Source organism: Coleofasciculus sp. B1-GNL1-01 (genome assembly GCF_040220235.1).
Lineage (GTDB): Bacteria > Cyanobacteriota > Cyanobacteriia > Cyanobacteriales > Coleofasciculaceae > Coleofasciculus.
This window is the reverse complement of sequence record NZ_JAVJTO010000092.1, coordinates 30386-50668: the sequence shown is the minus strand read 5'-3', so window position 1 is coordinate 50668 and position 20283 is coordinate 30386. Positions and strand designations below refer to the sequence as shown.

The 20283-nt window shown below is 45.8% G+C and carries 18 protein-coding genes; 7 read left to right on the top strand and 11 right to left on the bottom strand.

What is annotated here, in order from left to right; genetic code table 11:
• Positions 1-173: 173 nt before the first annotated feature.
• Positions 174-929 (top strand): leucine-rich repeat domain-containing protein, encoded by a 756-nt coding sequence (locus RID53_RS22720; protein ID WP_446390268.1) that lies wholly within the window; start codon positions 174-176, stop codon positions 927-929.
• Between the two features lie 190 nt (positions 930-1119).
• Positions 1120-1695 carry a Uma2 family endonuclease gene (locus RID53_RS22715; protein ID WP_446390267.1) on the top strand — a complete coding sequence of 192 codons (576 nt, stop codon included), beginning with the start codon at positions 1120-1122 and terminating at the stop codon, positions 1693-1695.
• Positions 1696-1851: 156 nt separating this feature from the next.
• On the opposite strand, the gene RID53_RS22710 is transcribed toward RID53_RS22715, so the two are convergent.
• The 9 genes from RID53_RS22710 to RID53_RS22670 form a co-directional block, all read right to left on the bottom strand.
• On the bottom strand, positions 1852-2697 hold the full coding sequence (locus RID53_RS22710) for a dual specificity protein phosphatase family protein (protein ID WP_446390266.1): 846 nt from the start codon (positions 2695-2697) through the stop codon (positions 1852-1854).
• A gap of 288 nt (positions 2698-2985) precedes the next feature.
• Positions 2986-3579 (bottom strand): Uma2 family endonuclease, encoded by a 594-nt coding sequence (locus RID53_RS22705; RefSeq protein ID WP_446390265.1) that lies wholly within the window; start codon positions 3577-3579, stop codon positions 2986-2988.
• A 272-nt stretch (positions 3580-3851) separates the two neighbouring features.
• Positions 3852-4385, bottom strand: a complete 534-nt coding sequence (locus RID53_RS22700) for a chemotaxis protein CheW (protein WP_446390264.1) — start codon at positions 4383-4385, stop codon at positions 3852-3854.
• A gap of 240 nt (positions 4386-4625) precedes the next feature.
• Positions 4626-7928: a response regulator gene (locus RID53_RS22695; protein ID WP_446390263.1), complete on the bottom strand. Its 3303-nt coding sequence runs from the start codon at positions 7926-7928 to the stop codon at positions 4626-4628.
• A gap of 551 nt (positions 7929-8479) precedes the next feature.
• Complete coding sequence (locus tag RID53_RS22690; RefSeq protein ID WP_446390262.1) at positions 8480-11338, bottom strand: methyl-accepting chemotaxis protein; 2859 nt, start codon at positions 11336-11338, stop codon at positions 8480-8482.
• Positions 11339-11785: 447 nt separating this feature from the next.
• Positions 11786-12361 (bottom strand): chemotaxis protein CheW, encoded by a 576-nt coding sequence (locus RID53_RS22685; RefSeq protein WP_446390261.1) that lies wholly within the window; start codon positions 12359-12361, stop codon positions 11786-11788.
• Between the two features lie 119 nt (positions 12362-12480).
• A complete protein-coding gene (locus tag RID53_RS22680; protein ID WP_446390260.1) occupies positions 12481-12846 on the bottom strand; it encodes a response regulator transcription factor in 366 nt (121 codons plus the stop codon).
• Between the two features lie 140 nt (positions 12847-12986).
• Positions 12987-13352 (bottom strand): response regulator transcription factor, encoded by a 366-nt coding sequence (locus RID53_RS22675; RefSeq protein WP_446390259.1) that lies wholly within the window; start codon positions 13350-13352, stop codon positions 12987-12989.
• Positions 13353-13457: 105 nt separating this feature from the next.
• Positions 13458-14657, bottom strand: a complete 1200-nt coding sequence (locus tag RID53_RS22670; protein WP_446390258.1) for a response regulator — start codon at positions 14655-14657, stop codon at positions 13458-13460.
• 397 nt (positions 14658-15054) lie between these two features.
• On the opposite strand from RID53_RS22670, the gene RID53_RS22665 reads away from it, so the two are divergent.
• The 4 genes from RID53_RS22665 (at position 15055) to RID53_RS22650 (ending at position 17514) form a co-directional block, all read left to right on the top strand.
• On the top strand, positions 15055-15900 hold the full coding sequence (locus RID53_RS22665) for a lipoate--protein ligase family protein (RefSeq protein WP_446390257.1): 846 nt from the start codon (positions 15055-15057) through the stop codon (positions 15898-15900).
• Positions 15901-16271: 371 nt separating this feature from the next.
• Positions 16272-16865: a cysteine hydrolase family protein gene (locus RID53_RS22660; protein ID WP_446390256.1), complete on the top strand. Its 594-nt coding sequence runs from the start codon at positions 16272-16274 to the stop codon at positions 16863-16865.
• A 211-nt stretch (positions 16866-17076) separates the two neighbouring features.
• Entirely contained in the window at positions 17077-17238 is a 162-nt protein-coding gene (pirA, locus tag RID53_RS22655) for an arginine synthesis PII-interacting regulator PirA (RefSeq protein ID WP_006099655.1), read from the top strand.
• Positions 17239-17325: 87 nt separating this feature from the next.
• On the top strand, positions 17326-17514 hold the full coding sequence (locus RID53_RS22650) for a hypothetical protein (protein ID WP_446390255.1): 189 nt from the start codon (positions 17326-17328) through the stop codon (positions 17512-17514).
• A 33-nt stretch (positions 17515-17547) separates the two neighbouring features.
• On the opposite strand, the gene RID53_RS22645 is transcribed toward RID53_RS22650, so the two are convergent.
• Together RID53_RS22645 and RID53_RS22640 are read right to left on the bottom strand one after the other, a co-directional pair.
• On the bottom strand, positions 17548-17811 hold the full coding sequence (locus RID53_RS22645; RefSeq protein ID WP_446390254.1) for a hypothetical protein: 264 nt from the start codon (positions 17809-17811) through the stop codon (positions 17548-17550).
• A complete protein-coding gene (locus RID53_RS22640) occupies positions 17789-19156 on the bottom strand; it encodes a TldD/PmbA family protein (protein ID WP_446390253.1) in 1368 nt (455 codons plus the stop codon). The genes RID53_RS22645 and RID53_RS22640 overlap by 23 nt, the downstream gene beginning before the upstream one ends.
• Positions 19157-19479: 323 nt before the next feature.
• Between RID53_RS22640 and RID53_RS22635 the strand changes: the two genes are divergently transcribed.
• Positions 19480-20130 carry a DUF1361 domain-containing protein gene (locus tag RID53_RS22635; protein ID WP_446390252.1) on the top strand — a complete coding sequence of 217 codons (651 nt, stop codon included), beginning with the start codon at positions 19480-19482 and terminating at the stop codon, positions 20128-20130.
• Positions 20131-20283 lie beyond the last annotated feature (153 nt).

Here is a 20283-nt window from a genome sequence, read left to right as displayed (position 1 = left end):
TGAAAAGTATACCAGAAAAGTAGGCGATCGCACTTTACCATCATCGGGGTAGGATTGGTATTAAAGGGTTGTGGCAATTTTTTAAACTGTGTTCCTTGATATACCTGGGTTTTAAGATTTTCACCTGTCAGCACTAAAATAGGATGGCGATATCTTTGAGGGAGAGAAAGGAAATGCATAAAACTGCTGTAATTGCTCTAACGATTAGTACGTGGATATTAGGATGGGAGGTGGCTCAAGCAGCTAACCCTAGCTTGGGGAGTTCTTTTCAAGAGTGGTGTCTGAACAAAACCCGTTTGTCAGCTGAGGCAAGGAAAACAGTAGAAGTGTTGTTAGAAATAGCCGACACGAGTGACTGTCAACAAGCTAATGAAAACCTATCAAGTCGCACTGAGCTTGACCTCAAAGTTAATCAAATAACAGATATCAGTCCTCTATCTGGACTTACCAATCTAACTTTGCTTTACCTCAGCGACAACAAAATAATAGATATCAGTCCTTTATCTGGACTTACCAACCTGACTGGGCTTGACCTCAGCAGTAACCAAATAAAAGATGTCACTCCTCTATCTGAACTTACCACTCTGACTTGGCTTTCCCTCAGCAACAACCAAATAACAGATGTCAGTTCTCTATCTGCACTTACCAATCTAACTGGGCTTTCCCTCAGCTCTAACCAAATAACAGATGTCAGTTCTCTATCTGGACTTGCCAATCTGAGTTGGCTTGGCCTCAGCGACAACCAAATAAAAGATGTCAGTCCTCTATCTGGACTTACCAATCTGAGTTTGCTTTTCCTCAACGATAACCAAATAACAGATGTCTCTCCTCTATCTGAACTTACCAATCTGATTCACCTTGACCTCGGAGACAATCCCATACCACAGCCAACTTGTCCAGTCAGTCCCCCAGATGTTTGCGAGTTCTGACCATAATTTAGTAGTGTTTACCGCGATTGGTGCTATTACCGCCTTGTCTACTATTTGTGTCTAAAATACTTAATCAAAAGGTTATAGGCAGGCACATTTTCATAGGTGAAAAGTATACCAGAAAATTGTGCGATCGCACTTGACAGTCATCGGGGTAGGATTGGTATTTAAGTTAATAGGTAAAACAAAAATGACCGCTTATACGATAGACTTTAACCCAATCATTCAGCTAACCGACGACCAATTTTATCAGTTGTGTCGGGCGAATCCAGATCTTAAATTTGAACGCAATGCCCAAGGAGAACTAATTATTATGCCTCCAACTGGCGGAGAAACCGGAAATCAAAATTTTGAGTTTGGTGCTGATTTAGCGATATGGAATCGCCAAACTCGATTAGGGGTTGGCTTTGACTCCTCCACCTGTTTTAAACTCCCCAATGGTGCTAATCGTTCTCCGGATTTGGCTTGGGTGATACAGGAACGATGGGAAGCTCTGTCTCCTGAACAACGCACCAAGTTTCCACCCATTTGTCCTGATTTTGTGGTGGAATTGATGTCTCCTTCGGATACCTTAAAAGACAGGCAAGATAAAATGAAGGAATATATCGAGAATGGCGCTCGTTTGGGTTGGTTAATTGCGCCAGGAATGAGACGAGTGGAAATTTATCGTCCTCAGCAAGCTGTTGAAGTTTTAAAGGCTCCGGCTACTCTCTCAGGAGAAGCGATTTTACCCGGATTCATTCTGAATTTAAGCTCTATTTGGTGAAGGTGAATTCAGGCGATCGCACCGTTCGTAGTCAGGGAAACTTAACCCTAAACAAATTACGTCGAAGAGAACTAACGCAACTCGACCAACTCACCTAAAACCCACACCAACTGAATTATACAAATTAGCGGTTGGGGTCAGAGCGGGTTTTTTCGCTTACCTTGACGTTGACCGAGGAAAGAGACGTTCTAAGCTATCTTGCAATTGAGAGTGGGGATAAATATTGGGCTTTTTACTCCAAATGTAGTCTAAAGTTTGTTGATAAGTCCACTGGGGATTTTTCCAGAAACAATAGGCAACACCGACAGAACCACTGCGACCAATCCCAGCACGACAATTGAGTAATATCTTCTTTTTGCCTTGCTGCACTTGTTCATCAATCCACTGAACAGCGGCTAACAACAATTCATCGGCAATCGGATTCGATGCGCCGTCTAAAGTCCCCATTTTTCTATAAGTAATAGGAGAAAATTCGGGAAACATTAAGGTCAATTCCTCGCCCAAATTCAGCACAGCATCGATACCTAAAGATGTCGCTTGGGACGCGGCGATAAAATTGCCGACATAGATATTAGGGAAAACTTCGACAAAATTGGGTCCTTGTGTCCATTGCCTATCTGGAGACGGCAGTTCTACTTTAAGGTAACCATTTTCCTGAAATTGTCCTGCCCATTGCCATGCATTTTCGTCATTTTTCAGGCGAAATCGATAGGTGAATTGAAAATCTCCGGGAGCAGTTGGCATAAATGAGCCTTGGAATACAGAGACTGGCTGGGATTCTTCGGGAGTATAGATTAAATTGATGCCATGCCAATCCCCTTCGCTATTGAATTTGGTTAAAGCATTCGTCCAGATTTGCACAATTAGGTCTTGAGGCGGATGGGGACTCAGAAGTTTAACTGTTGCCCCAAAATTCTCCAACATATAAAGCGTGATGTGAGAATGTAAGCAAGGATAAATGTCTTGAATTTGCACCAGTGAAAGATTGGAATTCTGCACCATAGTTTTAATTAATAAATTGCTCTGGCGGCTGGAAGTCGCAGCTACACAAATGAAGTCCGTTAAACAAGGACTGGATTACAAAGGGGTAGTCAAGCTAGATTTGGTTGGGTCTTAAGGTAAGCTTATCACCAATAACCCATAAACAAAACCCTGATGGTAGGGGCGGATGTAACCACAAAGGTCGGCGATGTTTTAGACACAATTGTAGGGGCGGGTTTAGGGACTTAATTCAAATATCCACCAATAAATGTTCAACAAAACCCGCCCTCCCTCACCAATAAATGAACTTTAAGGATTCAGGATCACGGTTAAATCGAGGACAAACCCAGGTAACACATCTTCACCTGACAGTGTAGGTGGTTCGTCAATCGAGAAATTAATTTGTTCTACATCAACAGTCGGTCGATAAATTTCCACCAGGGGGGTTTGGGGGTCAATAAGCCAACCTAAACGAGTGCCATTATCTCGGTACTCTAACATTTTGGCACGTAAGTTTTTAAGCGAATCACTTTCAGAACGAAGTTCAATCACAAAGTCTGGACATAAAGGAGGAAAACGTCGCCGTTGTTCAGGAGATAAGGCTTCCCAACGTTCCAGAAGCACCCAGGATACATCGGGACAACGTTTGGCATTATTAGGTAATCGAAACTCAGTGGAGGAGTCAAAAACTTTTCCCAGTCTAGTTTGTTCGTTCCAATTGTAAACTTTAGCGGTCAGACCCGCATTACTAATACCACTTTCTCCACCTGTTGGGGGCATAATAATTAGTTCTCCATCAGCGGTTAGTTCTAAGCGCCATTGCTCATTCGCGACACAAAGTTGGTAAAATTGCTCGTCGGTTAAACCAACGATAGGAGGTACATTCAGGGTTAGAGTTTCCATTGCTATGCCAGCTAACTGGATTAATTATATTATCGGCGATGTCTAGGGCAAAGCACCATTCTCGACTGGATGGTTAAAACTGCGTCTACCTAAAAAAACTGACAGAAGTAGATTTCTAAAGCATTAGTGTTGATATTCAATCATATACCGTAGTGGCGTGGCACAGCTCAAATTGTGGCATAGATTTGACGGTGAAATTGGGCGCACGTCCGAAAAGGGCGCACGTCGGTGCGCCCCTACGGTTTCTCCACGGATACAGGCTCAAAATTGTTTCATCCGTTGTGTGTTAATGTGCCAATTTCCTGGAAGATTGGCATCAGTAAATCGACATCGAGTAAAAATACAGTAATCGATTCTTTATCTTGGGGAATGACGGCGACATGACTGGCAACTTCTAGAGTATCGGCTCGTCGATAGGATTCGGGTAGTAAACGAATGGCTGATAAGGGTATTTCCATTAACATTGGTGTGTCCGTTACCGGAATTCCATATAAGTCCCCTGTCGTGTTTCTAACCACAATCAAATACCCGCCCGTGCTGGATTCCTGAATCGGGCTTTGCTTGAAAAATCGCCAATACAAGTCTACAACAGTCACTTCGCGATCGCCTAAATGAGCAACGCCGACATGATTCAGCCCACTACTGTAGATTGGTGTGTGATCCACGACTTTATAAACTGACTCAATGCGTAAGGCTAGATGCAGATTTCCCATGCTGAAGACAATGAATTTTAAAGATGGAATAACCTGTCTAGATTGGGATAAATCAGTATCGTTGGGTTGAAATTGAGTAACTAATGTTGCCATTTGTCATTTGTCCTTTGTCATTTGTCATTCGTCATTAGTCATTCGTCATTCGTCATACTCGCTCCCTTGAGAAGCAAGCTAAGTTATTTGTCTTATGCCATTTATCGGGGCGGGTTTAGTTACATCTGGATGTAACCAAAAAGATAGTAGTGAAACCCGCCCCTACATAATCTCCCCCTGCTCCCCTTGCTCCCCCTGCTTCTGATAACTGCTCACTGATAACTGATAACTCTCACCTGATCAAGAGGGTTGCAATTGCGGCTGTTGTGACTTATCCTGGGTTAAAATTTGTTCGATCGCACCTAAAAATTCTTGTTCCAGATAGGGTTTGGTAAAGTAGGCATTTGCGCCTAAATGCCGTGCTAACCAGCGATGTTTATCGTTACTGCGGGAGGTTAACATCACCACCGGAACCTGGGAAATCTGGGGATCTTGGCGACGTTGACCCAGAAATTCAAACCCGTTCATGTTGGGCATTTCAATGTCACAAACCACTAAATTAATGGCTGAGGTTTGCCGTAATTGTTCCAGCGCTTCTCGTCCATCTCTGGCTTGTAATACCCGACATCCAGCTCGTTCTAAGGTGAGGGCGAGAGTTCGCCGTAAGGCTACGGCGTCATCTACGACTAAGACGGTGGGGGCTTTCGCGGTTTGGACTTTATCATTTGTGTGAGCAGTACGCGACTCGCTCATGCTCACAAGCGTGCGGTTGCTGGATGTAATTGAGATTGACTGGCTGCTTTGACCTAAAAGCTGATCCATTAACACAGCGCCATCAATCACGGGGATTAAACTGCCGTCCCCTAAGATAGTACAACCGTAAGTAAAACTCGGAGGCGCGATCGCACTACCAAAGGGTTTAATTACTAATTCCTGTTCTGTGACGAGGCGATCAATTTCTAGGGCGAGAACATATTGATCTTGACGCAAAACCAGCATCGGTAACGCCCAATTGGTTGGTGATGGAACCGAAACCAACGCCTGACTGGGACAGGTTTCGGGTAAGGGACAAGCATAATCCAATAAATCCGTTAACCGATAGGTGGGGACAATTTGACCCCGCCAGCGTAGAAATCGCTGTTCTCCGGTGGTTTTGACTTGATTGCCTTTGGGAATAACAATTTCTTCTACACTGTCTGAGGGTAACGCCAACGCGGTGGAACCAACGAAACAGACGAGTAATTTACCAATGGTGAGGGTTAACGGTAGGCGTAAGGTAAACGTTGTCCCGACTCCAGGAGATGAATGAACCGAAATCGTCCCTTTTAATGAACGCATCTGCGATCGCACGATATCTAATCCTACCCCTCGCCCTGACAGTTCACTCACTTGTTCCGCCGTAGAAAATCCCGGTTCAAACAGAAATTCAAATAATCGATTAGAAGCCAGCGTCGTCAGTTGTTGCGGTGACACCAATCCCATATCAACCGCCTGTTGACCAATCCGTTTAGTATTTAATCCTTGACCATCATCTTTGACCTCTATAATGGTTTGACTGCCTTGGTGATAGGCGCGAATTTCAATTTGTCCAACTTCAGATTTCCCCTGCTGACGCCTCACCTCCGGCGATTCAATCCCATGGTCAAAGGCGTTGCGAAGTAAATGCAGTAGCGGATCATAGAGTTTTTCTAACGCCGCTTTGTCTACCAGAACATTTGTTCCATTCAGTTTCAAATTAACCGATTTTTCATACCGAGTAGACAAATCTCGGATCACACGCGGATAACGGTTAAGAACCTCACCCAAGGGCAACATCCGCGCCCACATCAATTCATCCCGTAAACTGGTCAGCATTTGGCGTTGCTGTTCCAGGGTTTGATCCGATTGCTTGGCAAATAGGGCGACATCATCCACTGATTCTTCCAACTGCACCATATCTTCAATCAGTTGTTGCAGTCGGGAGTTAAGGATACTATAGTTATCCAATTCCAGGGAATCAAACTCCTCGGTGCGGCTGACGAATTCAGTCAGTTGATTCAGCAGGGCGATGTTGATCTGGGGATTATAGCGTTCTGGTGAAATCAGCATCTTGTCTGAGAGTTCCCGCAAATTACCCACCATGCTTTGCACTCGGCTAAATCGCTCTAATAACTCTCGCACAGATCGTTGTAGTTGCTGGTGTTGCAGGGATAACCCATTCCGGTTAATCGCTAACTCACCCACCAGGTTATTCATGCGTTCTAAGCGTTCCGAGTCAACCCGCACTGATAGGTGAGGTGTCGCTGCTTCCTGTTTAGATTTAGAACGTTTCGGCGATACTGATTCAGGTTCTCGGTTCTCGGATGTGGGTTGGGCAGATGGATGAGTGGCAGAAAGTTCACTCGAACCCCGTTTTGAGGGAACCAGACTATTAGAGGTAACGGCAGGAGTTGCGTCATCACTCGCCGCAGGTGCAGGTAGATCTTCAACCGCAGGCAATTCCTCAAACACTTGCCCGATGGATGCGATCGCGTCTTCTAGGGTTTCTGGTGCAGGTATACTTAGACTCGATGCCGACGCTGCTGTTAATTCCTCTTCCGGTTCTGGTTCTACTTCTTCTTCCTGACTGGTGTCGGCTTCTACCTCCCCAAAAACATCCTCTAAGGAGGGAACCCCCTCTTCTAAATCGGCTAAAAGCGGTTCAGCATCAGTATCCAAAGACGAAGGAGACAGCGATTCCTCGGATGCTGGGAAACCTAACCCCCCAGCTTCCCCAGCTTCCCCGGCTTCCCCGGCTTCCCCAGCTTCCCCAGCTTCTCTATCAGGGGTCTCATCAGCCGCACCTGCTAATGCCATTAACTGAGGCGATGGGGTTCCCCCCTGAGTGCGATCGCCATTTAACACCGCCAGTCTACCTGCATCAAAATCAGCCAGGGCAAGTTGAGTAATCTCTAACGCCTTGTCTGGGTGAGCATTTAGCGCCGTAATTGCCGTGTTTGCGATCGCGCCAAATCCGGGTAGATTTAAAAGTTCGGCAAACCCCGCAAATACATCTGCTTGCGCCCGTAATTCTCCGGCTACTGGATGATGGTCTGGATCTGCCACCACCTGAGACAGTAATGCTAATCCTTGTTCTACATCCACTTCAAAGATGGATAATGCCATATCTACCCCTAATTCTGAGGAACTGGGGATAAAATTATCTGCCTGAGTTAACGCATCACCTAACCGGGTTTCAATCTGAGCAAAAATTGGTTCAGCAATCGCTAAAGCTTGCTCTTGATCGAACTGATTGGTGGCAATTTGCTCCATCAAAGGCAGACGCAAACAATCATAAGCTTGCAGCAGTTGACTCTCTAAGTCTGTATCAATGTCAACGGTTTCGTTGTAGAGTGCCTTGAAAATATTTTCTAGGCGATGAGCGATAGTTTTAATCGCCTCCAATTCTACACTCGCCGCACCTCCTTTTAATGAATGAGCGGATCGCATAATTCCATGGACATTTGCCGTGCTACGATCCTGGCGCAGATTAAGCAAACCTGCTTCAATATTTTGTAAGAGTTCTGGCGCTTCTTCGATAAAAAATTGATAGGCTTGGTCGCGAATATCAGGGTTGAGTGTCATTTGTCATTCGTCCTTTGTCTTATGTCCTTTGTCTTATGTCATTCGTCATTCGTCATTTGTCCTTTATATTTTGTAGGGGCACCATCCTTGCCATTGGTGTCAACTTAAGGTTAAAAGCGTTCCTTGTCAGACTTTGAATCTCGTCGAATCTCCTTTTAACCCCCCTTAGTCCCCCCTTATTAAGGGGGGAAACGTTCCCTCCCCTTGATAAGGGGAGGGTTAGGGTGGGGTCAGATCAAGGTATTGCTTGGGTTTTCCCTATTCCCTATTCCCTATTCCCTATTCCCTATTCCCTATTCCCTATTCCCTATTCCCTATTCTCTATATTCACGCTTCGTGTAGTGCAATCGTAGGGTGGGCACTGCCCACCAACCTTAAGAATAAAGGGCGACCCGATTAAATTGAGTGGATAAAGTTGTTGATTGATGTAAGCAGGTCGCCCCTACAGAATGAACCCAAGCGGTTAACCAATGACCAATGACCAATGACCAATGACCAATGACTAATGACCAATGACCAATGACCAATGACCAATGACTAATGACTAATAACTACTTCAACTTAAACTGACCCACGTCAGATTGTAGGGCTTGAGCCACTTTTCGCAGTTGTTCAAAGGAAGCCGAAACAAACCCAGCTTCTTCTGATGTTCGGGCAGCAATTTGAGCCACATCTGTCATCGTTTGGGTCACATCTTCAGAGGCTTTGGATTGGACAACCGTAGCTTCGGCAATCGCTTCAACTAATTGGTTAATTTGGTTAGATGCGGCAGCAATTTTGTTCAGCGATGCACGAGTTTCATCCACTAATTTTGTACCCGTAACCACCTGTTCTGTACCTGCTTCCATCGCCGCAACCACTTCATTGGTTTCCCCTTGAATCGCCGCCACCAGTTTTTCAATTTCTGCTGTCGCTTCTGCCGACTGCCGCGCCAAGGCACGTACTTCGTCCGCAACCACCGCAAACCCTCGTCCTTCTTCCCCAGCGCGGGCTGCCTCAATGGAAGCGTTCAGCGCTAGCAGGTTGGTTTGGGCGGCAAAGGTGCTAATCAGGTTAACAACGGTGGAAATCTTTTGCGAGGATTCACCCAAGTGTTTGACTTTTTTCGCCGTTTCTGCTACAGTTTCGCGGATTGCCAGAATCCCTTCAACTGTCCGGTTCATGTTGTCGTCCCCTTCTGCCACTGTCTGAGACGCCTCACGCACTGCCATCTCTGCATGTTCCGCGTGGGAGGCAACCATGCGTACCGTTTCTGCCATTTCTTGGGCGCGGCTGAGGGCGTTGGAAATTTGCTCGGCTTGGCGCAAGGCTTCTGCGGATAGGGATTGAACGGCAACTTCGTTGGTGCTTGTGGTTGTCGCCACCTGGGTGGCGGCGTCTTGCACCTGTTCGACAATCTTGCGTAAGTTTCCGACGGTAGCGTTGTAGGAGTCAGCAACCGTACCAATTTCATCCGCCGTGACTCGCGCCCGAATGGTTAAGTCTCCTTTACTAATTGGGTCTACTTCCTTCAGGAGTTCCAAGGCACGTTTTTGTAAGCTTTCTTTCAACTCCCGTTGTTCTTGCGCCAGTTTGTCCGTGCTTTCTAGGAGCATTACTCGGTCAATTACCAGTCCAATCTGACCTCCTAACTGTTTGAAGAAGTTGACTTCTGCGGTTTGCCATTCACGAGGAACCGAACATTGCTGCGCCATGATCAAGGCGAAGGGTTGACCTTCATGGAGAATCGGCACTTCTAAGTTGGCTTTGACACCCAGACGTGCCATTAATTTTTGTTGTTCAGGGACCAGATCTGCTTCAAAGACATGATTAGTGGCAACAACACGACCATCTTTATACGTCTCGCGCCGTTCCTCCGATAGGGTAAGTTCTTCAATCTTGTCATTCAGGCTACGGGGCCAACCCATGGCGACGGATTCAGCCGCAACATAGCTACTGCCATCGGGATTAAACTGGAAGATCATCACCCGTTCAGCCTTAAGGATTTTACGGGTTTCCTCAACCGCTTTCTGGAAGAGATCCCGGATTTCCTGGGATTTCAAGGTGCGAGAACCTGTAATCTCTGCCAGTAAACGGGCTTGTTCGGCAGCGAGTTCTTGTTCTTCAATAAAGACCTCTAACTGACCCGCCATATCGTTGATGTTGGCACCCAGGGTGGCGAGTTCGTCCTCTCCTTTCACTTGCAAACGAGTATTCAAGTCACCTTGACCAATTTTTGACACCGCACCTGCTGCATCCACAATCGGTCGAGTAGCGTTACCAGCCACGAACGTCGCGATCGCACCAACCATTAAGGTAGCACCCCCTGTCCCTAATCCCAATGTCCAGAGCATATTCCGTTGCGGTGCAAATGCCACATCCGTGGGACGGACAATAACCAGTGACCAGTTTAGGTTATAGTCCTCAGCCAGTTCTTCAGTGGGAGAGTAAGTAATAACGTCTTCCCGTCCAGTTCGCTTTTCAATAATGGTGAGGATGTCTTCCTGGTTTTGTTGAGCTTGACGATACGTCTCGGGAAACTTTTCCTCGAATGTTTGACCCACATCATCAGGATCTTCTGCAGCCACCACGTTACCAGACGAATCAATCAGGTGAAATTCTTGTTTCCGTTCTTTGGTTACACCGAAAATTCCATTCACTCGTTCCATCGGCTCACGGGTACGGAGAATGCCAATGGTTTTACCTGTCACTGAATCCTTAATCGGTGCGGTGATATACACAGCGTATCTGTTAGTCGTTTCAGAGAGTCGTGGTTCCGTGATGTAGATCTGATCCGTTTTCAATACTTCTTGAAAATAGTCTCGGTCAGAGTGATTTTCGAGAATTTCTCCAGAGTCCGATTGGGCAAGAACGTTACCCTGGAGGTCAAACACACCAATACTGTCGTAACTGTCGTACAGTTTCTCATAGGCATTGAGTAGACGTTCCTTTTCTTCCTTGGGTGTAATCTTCGCAAGTTCAGCATTATTAAACACCGGAAGTTCTGCCAGGACTTGAACGTCACTGTAGCGTTCTGCAATGAACAGCTCTAATTTATCTTCCAAGTCAATCGTGTTTGTTTGTTCGTTACTCACCACTTGGTCATACATCCCGCCACTGGCTGTGAAGTAAGCAGTCGCCCCCACCGCTAACACGGGTAACGTTCCAATCGCTAGCGCTAGACCAATCGCTTTACTTCGCAGACTAGACAGCAACCCGCGACGGTTTAATCGCTGTTCTGGCGTTTTTCCCATTGCCTCAAGTGCAGACAATTTGGGTAGAGGTTGATCAGCAGTCCCAGGCGTTCGATAGGGCATCGATGGGGGATAGTCACTCGAATAGTTTTGAGTCTCAACGGGTAGATTCTGCGAGTAGGAACCGCGACCATTGGTATCGTGATTGGAACCAGGTTTGGGAGAAAGTCTAGTCATGGATCAAACCTCTTTAATACAAAATAAGAAGGAATTGGCAAATTGCTCAAAACCGGACTTATGAGAATTCATTTTCTACGGTTTGCCACCCTGCCTATTTCCATTGGCAAGGGTTCTACGATAGGAGATAAAATCTGATAAGCCTTTTGGCGGAAAATCAAACTGCCACTAAATGCGAGGCAGTCCTATTCAATAATCGGTCGTGTAAATTCAGTAAACTGAAACAACAATGAATTAATCGTGGAAAGGTAGAACACCCTGATTCGGACTTGATGAGTTAGATCGAAAACAGAGAAAACTAAACACTTGATCAGGGCGGGTTGAGTTGCATTGGGGTGAAAGAGCCAAGGGAATCGTAAAACCCGCTTCTACAGACTAAGATGATACGCTTCTACAAAATGGGATAAGCGAAAATTCCTCGACATTACACATTTGTTACCTTACCCCTTAAACAGATTGCTTGGGCATCGATGCAATAATCGCGTTTCCATCAATAATCACTAGCATTTCACCATTATTTTTCAACCAATACCCACGCAAGAATGGCACCAGTTCCGGGGTAACACTAGCGGAGGGAGGAGATTGAATCCAATCGGCATTACACCATTCAATATCTTCAACTCGGTTTACCACGAGTCCTAGCATTTCGCTGTTGGCTTGGGTTGAAGTTGACGATTTGGTTTTGGCTTGCAGCACAATCGCCGTATAAGCTGAACCACTAGCCGCTTGTTGATACCACGGCGTAAGTCCGACTAAGTGACCTAAATCAACCATCCATAAGACTTCACCCCGCCAATTGTAAGCCCCCATCACCCAAGCAGGCATTTGAAAAATTGGGACAATTTGACCTCTAGGAATCGTCAATACTTCAGTCAGTTGATGAATGGGTAATAAAGCGGTGGTATCCGGTAACAAATGAAACCGCAAAAACTGTTCATTTGCCTGGGTAGAAGAACTGGATAATTGTTCTGGCGTTGGGGTAGTGGGTAAGGAAGGATTTGAGCTGAGTAAGACGTTAGACATTGACATTCTCTACAACTTAGGTAGTGTGGGTATCTGGATCACATACTTCTCCAGGTGAGAAAGATACCTGTACTACTTTTGCCAAAATAAAATGAGAGGCTTCCACTTTCTCTCGTGGATCAGCTTCTAATCAACTGTTTCACTGTGCGTAAAAGTTCTGCCTGATCAATCGGTTTACCAATGTAGGCATCAGCACCTTGTTTCATGCCCCAAAATTTATCCATTTCGCCATGTTTTGTTGAGCAAATAACCACAGGGATGCTTTTGGTATTAGCGGCATCTTTAATGTCTCGGCAAACCTCAAATCCACTCCGACCGGGTAAAACAACATCCAGCACAATTACATCAGGTTTTTGGCTGCTAAGTTTGGCAAGTGCTTCTTCACCACTGTCAGCCGTTAGCACCTTAATTCCTTCGTCCTGTAAGCAGCGAGTAATGATTTGCAAATCGGTTAAGCAATCTTCGACAACTAAAGCAGTCCCCATGGTATTGACCTCATGAAAAAATGAATGGGATTGGGTCAGTCTAGATTAATCATTAGATTTTGGATTGTGTTTCGATACATCTCAAGGTTGATTTAAAATCAATCCAGTAATGACTAATCTAGATCGAATGGACATTAAGCCTATCGCAGCGTCAATTGTTTGACGGTACGCAGCAATTCATCTTGATTAACGGGTTTAGACAGATAGGCATCAGCGCCTTGTTTCATGCCCCAAAACTTATCCATCTCGCCGCCTTTAGTCGAGCAAATCACAATTGGAATTTTGCTGGTATCAGCCGCCGCTTTTAAATCACGACAGACTTCAAACCCACTGCGCCCTGGAAGCACAACGTCGAGAACAATAACATCCGGTTTATGGTTATTCAGTTTTTCCAGAGCCGCTTCACCACTGTCAGCCGTCAATACGTTGATACCTCCTTCCTGTAGACATTTAATGATAATTTGCATATCGGTGGCAGAATCTTCGACAACTAGGGCAGTTCCCATGGGAGTTTCCTCTCGTAAAATAAGAATGGATAGTTTTGATTGAATTTTCGTTGTTAGTCAGTGATTTTCATCAATCATCAATCACTAATGACCAATGACTAATGACTAATGACCAACAACACTCTGCTTAAGATGCTTGCTAATCACATTAAGTACAGTCCCCGCATCAATGGGTTTATTCAAGAAATCCGATGCGCCCACTAATTTGGCTCGAACGCGATCAACAATGCCATCTTTCCCAGTCAAAATCACAATCGGCGTAGTTTGGAATGCTTGCAATTTGCGTAATTTGGCGCAAATCTCATAGCCATTGGTATTTGGCATCACTAAATCGAGAAAGATTACATCAGGTTTACGAGCAATCAAAAGCGCGATCGCACGTAAGCCATCGTCAATCACTAGCGATCGATAACCACTGGCGGTGAGTAGTTTTTCCATGGTGTGGCAAACTAAGGGACTGTCATCCACACAAGCAATCAGCGCCTGGGTCGATTGTGCAGTGGCGGGTGGATTTTCTGAATCCTCTTGCCTTACTGGATTCGGTAAATCTGGGATAGAAATCAACTCTATTAATTCCCAGCGAATATAAGGCAACAGAGAACGAGTCACTTGCAAGACATCCCGCTTCATCTGCACCGCCACATCCCGCAGTGTATGTTTCCCGTCTAAAAGTTTGCTCAGGAGTTGGTAAACCGCCTCTGAGGTACGGGCTTGCAAGGCTTGTGGTTGTCTAATAACGGGAGCCTGGTTGGGAGAATAGTCTACAACCAAATCGTGATGCCAAGCCTGCCATAACTTATCAGTTTGTGCGATCGCCATTTCTACATCAACAACAGGAAGCTGGGTGGATAAGGTGTTATCTTGTTTGATTTTGTAGGTGGTTTGCTTGGCTTGGGCGATATCAAACAAAACTTCCGTAATCACTGATTGAATCAGGTTCTCCGTCTGTTCATGCGTGATCTTCTGTTGTTTTGCCCATAAACTCAACAGGTAATATTGCCAAGAAGTTTGACAATTCGCTTGATTGAATTGGCTTAAATCACGCTGTATGGTTAGTCGATCCAACCTTAACTGAGGGCTGTGAGCAGCTACATTTCTCAGCCACCGTCTCACTGGATGAGTTCCACCCGTGGCATACATCAGATGACCGTCGCATAGAAAAAAAAACCATTTTTGCTGGTCTGGACTTGTCAATATCAGCTGACCGCTAAACCGAATCCGTTTTAAGGTTTGAATAAATTGAACTTGTTTAGATGCTGTAAACAAGCTGAAAGACACATTCGGTTTGATTGATTTAACGGTCATGACGACACCATAGTTTTGACAAATTAACAAAAGACTGATCGGCTACACCCTATTCAGTATTTCCATTTCTCCGGCTTCGTTTCTATTCAATTAATAGCACTGTAAATAGGTTGTTGTGGGTAAATAACTAAGAGTTTTATAAAAACTTTTTTCCTTTCGCAATAGAGGAAAATCGTAATACATTGCTTTGTTTGTAATACATATATTTATTTAGTTTTAAAAGTAAATAATATCTAATGTATTTGCACCTAAAACAAATGGATTAATCCTAATATTATGTCGTATTAAAACGTATTACATTTTTGCTAAAACAGGATAAAAAGAGATGAAAGTGGCAAAATTAAAATGTAAAGTTTTGTCTACTGTATGACAACAATTTTAAAAATTCGATGAAGCGATGAAACCAATCCTGACGAGCCAATCACCGTGGCGTTTAATCCCTCCCCTATGCCTCTCTGGACAGCTTCAGATGGCAATTGACCAATGGCTTCTGGAACAACAGCAGGGGAGCAATGTAGAGCTGTGCCATGGCACGTCTGGGTACACAGGTGCTAGGAATGCTCCAGTTCTGCGGTTTTACACCTGGGAATCTGCGACAATTTCCCTAGGATATCATCAACGTCGTTGGTCTCCAGCTTGGCAAACTCTGACCTGGAACGGAAAACCCATTCCCTTAGTCAGGCGTCCCACGGGAGGACGCGCTGTGCTACACCAAGGTGATTTAACCTATATGGTGGTGGCTTCAGGACTCAGTAATAAGCGCATTGAGGCATATCAGCAGATTTGTAAATTTTTGATTCAGGGATGGCGATCGCTCGGTGTCGATTTGCACTATGGTAAGGCGGGACGAGATTATCGCCACAATCCCAATTGTTTTGCCACAGCCACAGGTGCAGATTTGGTCACAACTGAAGGGTATAAACTGATTGGCAGCGCTCAGTTGCGACGCGGCGACGCGATATTGCAACATGGTTCGATGCGCTTAGAGCCAGATACTCAGTTATTTGCTCAGGTGTTTGGCGAAGCATCTCCTGTCAATTTACCTCTGACTCAGCGAGGGGATAATTTAAGGCAAACAGTGATCGAAGCACTCACCCAAGCCGCCGCCGATTGTTTTGGTGTGGAGTTTGTTGTACAACCGTTATCTGATCAGGAATGGCAAGAAATTTTAGCGAATGTCGAGACGTGCCATGGCACGTCTGGGAGCGGAGGAGACAAGGGAGAAGATATAGGGAAGATATGATTTAATTTTTGCACTCGGTCAGGGCAGTTTAGTCGCATCTGGGTGAGGCAAAAAACGATAATAGTGAAACCCGCCCCTACACACACGCCATGATAGATATAGCGCTACGCGCCAGGCAATAGGCAATAGGCAATAAGCTGTAATGCATTTAAATTGGGTATTAGTAGCGAGCAAGATGCAAAGCCTGCGGCATGGCTTCGCTAAACGCACTACAAGGATCTCGCAATTCTTGACATTATGGTTTAAATGCCGAACAGCTTAGGCAATAGTAAAGAAAAAAGCTTACTAAATCAGGGGATTGAGCGATTTTGAATTTTTCTTAATTTGTCCTAACGTGTCTGCGTAGTGCTATAAAGCAGAAGAAATCAAAAATGGTTAATCGAGATTGGCAGCAATTTGCCCTACTGTTAATCGATGTGCAACAGGATTTCTGGAATCTAGAACTCGAACAAGCGTTTCCAGATTTCCAGTCAAATATTGCTCGTTTGCTCCGCTTCTGTCGTCAAGAGGGACTCGAAGTGGTGAATCTGCGGGAAGTTTTTAATCCCGATGGTTCCGATTGGTTACCGCGATATCGATTGCGGGGACGTGCGGTTTGTCTACGAGGAACGCCAGGAGCCGATGTTTTAAGTGTGGCGGCGGCGCAATCTGGAGAAACGGTTATGGAAAAGCAAACTCAAGATGGGTTCCATCATCCTCCGTTGCTGGATTATCTGCGCTCCAAAGGGAAAAAATACATCCTGACGGCGGGATTGGTGACATCGGTTTGTGTCCTGTTAACCGCCGCTTCCGCCTCTCAGTTGGGGTTCTTGGTAACTGTGATTTCGGATTGCTGCGCGGATTATCCCGAAGCTCACGCGATCGCACTCCGTCGTTATCGAGGCTTTATGCTTGAATTAGCCTGTCTTGATGAACTTCCACAACGGTGGGGAGAGTGGGTTGCCCAAATTGAGCGGTTAGGTTGACGCCTTGCTCCCTACCTTCTGCCTGGTTGGTGAGCCTGTCGAACCTGGTTGGTGAGCCTGTCGAACCACTGCCCTCTGTTTACGGTTATCCACATCAAAATTTTACTAATTTCTGTATCAAATACTACGTTTAGGTGATCTTTTTTTATTTTATTCGTGGTATTTTTAAATTAGAGTCAATACCAGAAGTAAAGCTAAAGGAATGTTCACCATGAACAAACAACTACAAAAACAAGCCAAAGAAGCCGCAGCTACTCATCGCCAAAGCCTGCATAAGAACTTGCAACATCGTATAGAAGTCGCTAGAGCCAATGGCAATGACGCTTTGGTTCGTCAGCTAGAAGCCGAAGCCAGCTATTTGAAACTCAGTTAAGAGGCATATATCAATTCATCCTGACACAGGAGACAATCAAATTCTCCGAATGTCAGGAAAATTTAACACCCCCCCAGAATCCCTTTTTTGAATGTTGGCATTTGGGCGGGTTTCGTTGATCAGTCGGGTTTCGTTGATCAGTTATCGGTGAGGAGTGCGGGTTTCGTTGATCAGTCGGGTTTTGTTGATCAGTTATCGGTGAGGAGGGCGGGTTTTGTTGATCAGTTATCGGTGAGGAGGGCGGGTTTTGTTGATCAGTTATCGGTGACAAGCTAAGGTTAGTCCCTAAACCCGCCCCTACAATTGTGGCTAAACTCCCCCTGCTCCCCCTGCTCCCCCTGCTCCCCCTGCTCCCCCTGCTCCCCCTGCTCCCCCTGCTTCCCCTGCTCCCCCCGCTTCCCCTGCTTCCCCTGCTCCCCCTGCTTCCCCTGCTCCCCCCGCTTCCCCTGCTCCCCCCGCTTCCCCTGCTCCCCCTGCTCCCCCCGCTTCCCCTGCTCCCTCTGCTTCATCGTATCTACGAAGCTGCTCAAGTATTTTTATGCCCGCTGCACTAGCGCCCCCCAACCACGACATCCTTAATCCGCACATGGGGACCACCAACGCTGACGGCTAGGGGCATTTGTCCGCCTTTACCACACCCGCCACTGACATAAAGCGTATCATTACCGATCGCGTCAATATCTTTCAGGGTTTGAAACACATTCCCGGTGAGAGTGACATCGCTGACAGGTTCTGCAATCTTACCATTGCGAATCATATACCCTTCTCCGGCGGCAAAGGTGAACATTTCACCATTCGTTTGTCCGCCTAACATCCGTACCGCATAAACCCCTTCCTCGATATCGCCAATCATCTCCTCGAAAGAACAGTCTCCAGGTTCAATCGCTGTATTCGTCATCCGTACAATGGGCGGATAGGTAGCATTAATCGCCCTGGCGTTCCCTGTTGGCGTTTCTTGCATCTTGCCTGCGGTTTCCCGTGAATGCAACCGTTGGCTGAGAATGCCATCTTTAATTAAATACTTGCGCTGGGCGGGTACTCCTTCATCATCGTAGTGTAGAGTACCTGGTAAACCCGGTAGCGTCGCATCATCAATCACATTCAGTTGGGGAATCGCCATCGGTTTCCCTAGGGTGAGTAACTCTTGCATCCGGGGATTTTCATAGACAAAATCGGCTTCTGATAAATGTCCAAAGGCTTCGTGAATAAAGACACCCGCCAAATAGGGATCTAAAACAACCGTGTGCTGTCCACCCTTGACTGACTTCGCTTCTAGCTGAGTCACCGCCCGTTTCGCCGCCCCTAACACCCGTTCTTCAATCCCCACTAATGCATCGTAATCGGAACGGGAGTGAACCGACTCAAAACCTTGACGCACGATCCCTTCATCCCCTCGCGCGATCGCACCAAACCGGGCGGATATATCCAGCCGTTCTTGGACAATGCAGGAACCTGTAGAATTGACAAAATAATTAATCCCGAAGCGATCGCGATATCCCACCATTGTGGTTTGAATTCGCGGATCATACTCGAGTAATAGGCGATTATACTCGGCGATTAACTGACGCTTTTCTAACAGAGATAAACCACGGGGATCGCGACCTAGTTCCACCGCCACATAATCTTGAATTGGTTCTAGGGGCGCTAAACTTGTGGTGTCTTTCCCCACTAACCGCGCTTGGGAAATCGCCGCTTCAATCCGATCCTGCAACTCCGCCAACCCATTAAATGTGACAAAACTCCATCCCCCTTGATGACAAGCGCGAATTCCCCCCGCTAAACTCAAGCTACGGTCTACCGCATCCAGTTGCTCTCCCCGAAACGATATCGCCGTTTGCTCACTTTGCTCCACCCGAATTTCCACATAATCAACGGTGTCTCGATAGGGTGCGATCGCCTGTTGCAATTGTTCGTGCATGACTATCTTCCCACGCTTTCTATAAACTTATGCTTTCTATCTTAAGTAAAATGTCACTGAATTAAGCGTTTGTAGTCAGCGCTGTCTTCGCTATAAATGCTGCCATCCACCCAACACTCAAATTCTCGTCACCCACCAAACCCTTGAGAAGTGGTGCGTTACGCTTCACTAACGCACCCTACAAGTTGGCTACAATTTAGCTTACTTAAAATTGACAAGATTTCGCTGATAAGGGATCACTAATAACGGCTCATGGCGTCTTGAAGCCATTAGGTATACTGGTAAATAACCGATTGCTCTAGCAGACTTATACCCGTAAAAACATGTCTTTCAGATTTCTATTAAGGGATGCCTGGAAAGCGTGGCATCGCCATAGCGGTTGGATGGCTTGGAATTTATTTCTGGCGTTTATCCCCTTAGCTTTAAGCGTTTGGCTCTTTCGCCGATCTTCTGGCTCTCGTAACCTTTTGTGGTGGGTAGGTTTCATTGTTTTCATGGCGTTCTTACCCAATGCACCTTATCTGTTGACGGATATCATCCACCTAATTGATGCGGTTCGCCGTGACTATTCCGTCTGGGTGATTACGTTGGTATTAATTCCGCAACATCTAAGTGTTATTCTACTGGGCTTTGAAGCTTACGTTATCTCGTTAATTAATTTAGGATACTATTTACAAAAGCAAGGTATGGGTAAATTTACGCTTCCGGCTGAACTGATTACTCATGCCCTATGCGCGGTTGGTATCTATTTAGGACGATTCCTCCGATTTAATAGTTGGGATTTAGTTACACAACCGGAGGATTTAGCCCAAACCGTCGTTGACGATTTAACGGCTAAACGTCCCCTGTTGGTCATGTTTGTCACCTTTATCGTGTTGACAGTATTTTATTGGGTGATGAAACAAATCACCCTCGGACTCATTCTCAAAGTGCGTTATCGCAAAGTTCTCCACGAAGTAGGTGGGGATAATTAAAGTTAACGGTAGTGATCGTCATTTGTCATACCTGTAAAGCAAGTGAGTAGGGTGCCGTTAGCGACAGCGTAACGCACCCAATCCTTTAAAAATCGGTGCGTTACGCTCCACTTTGTTCCGCTAACACACGATGGCGGCTTACATTTTGACGGC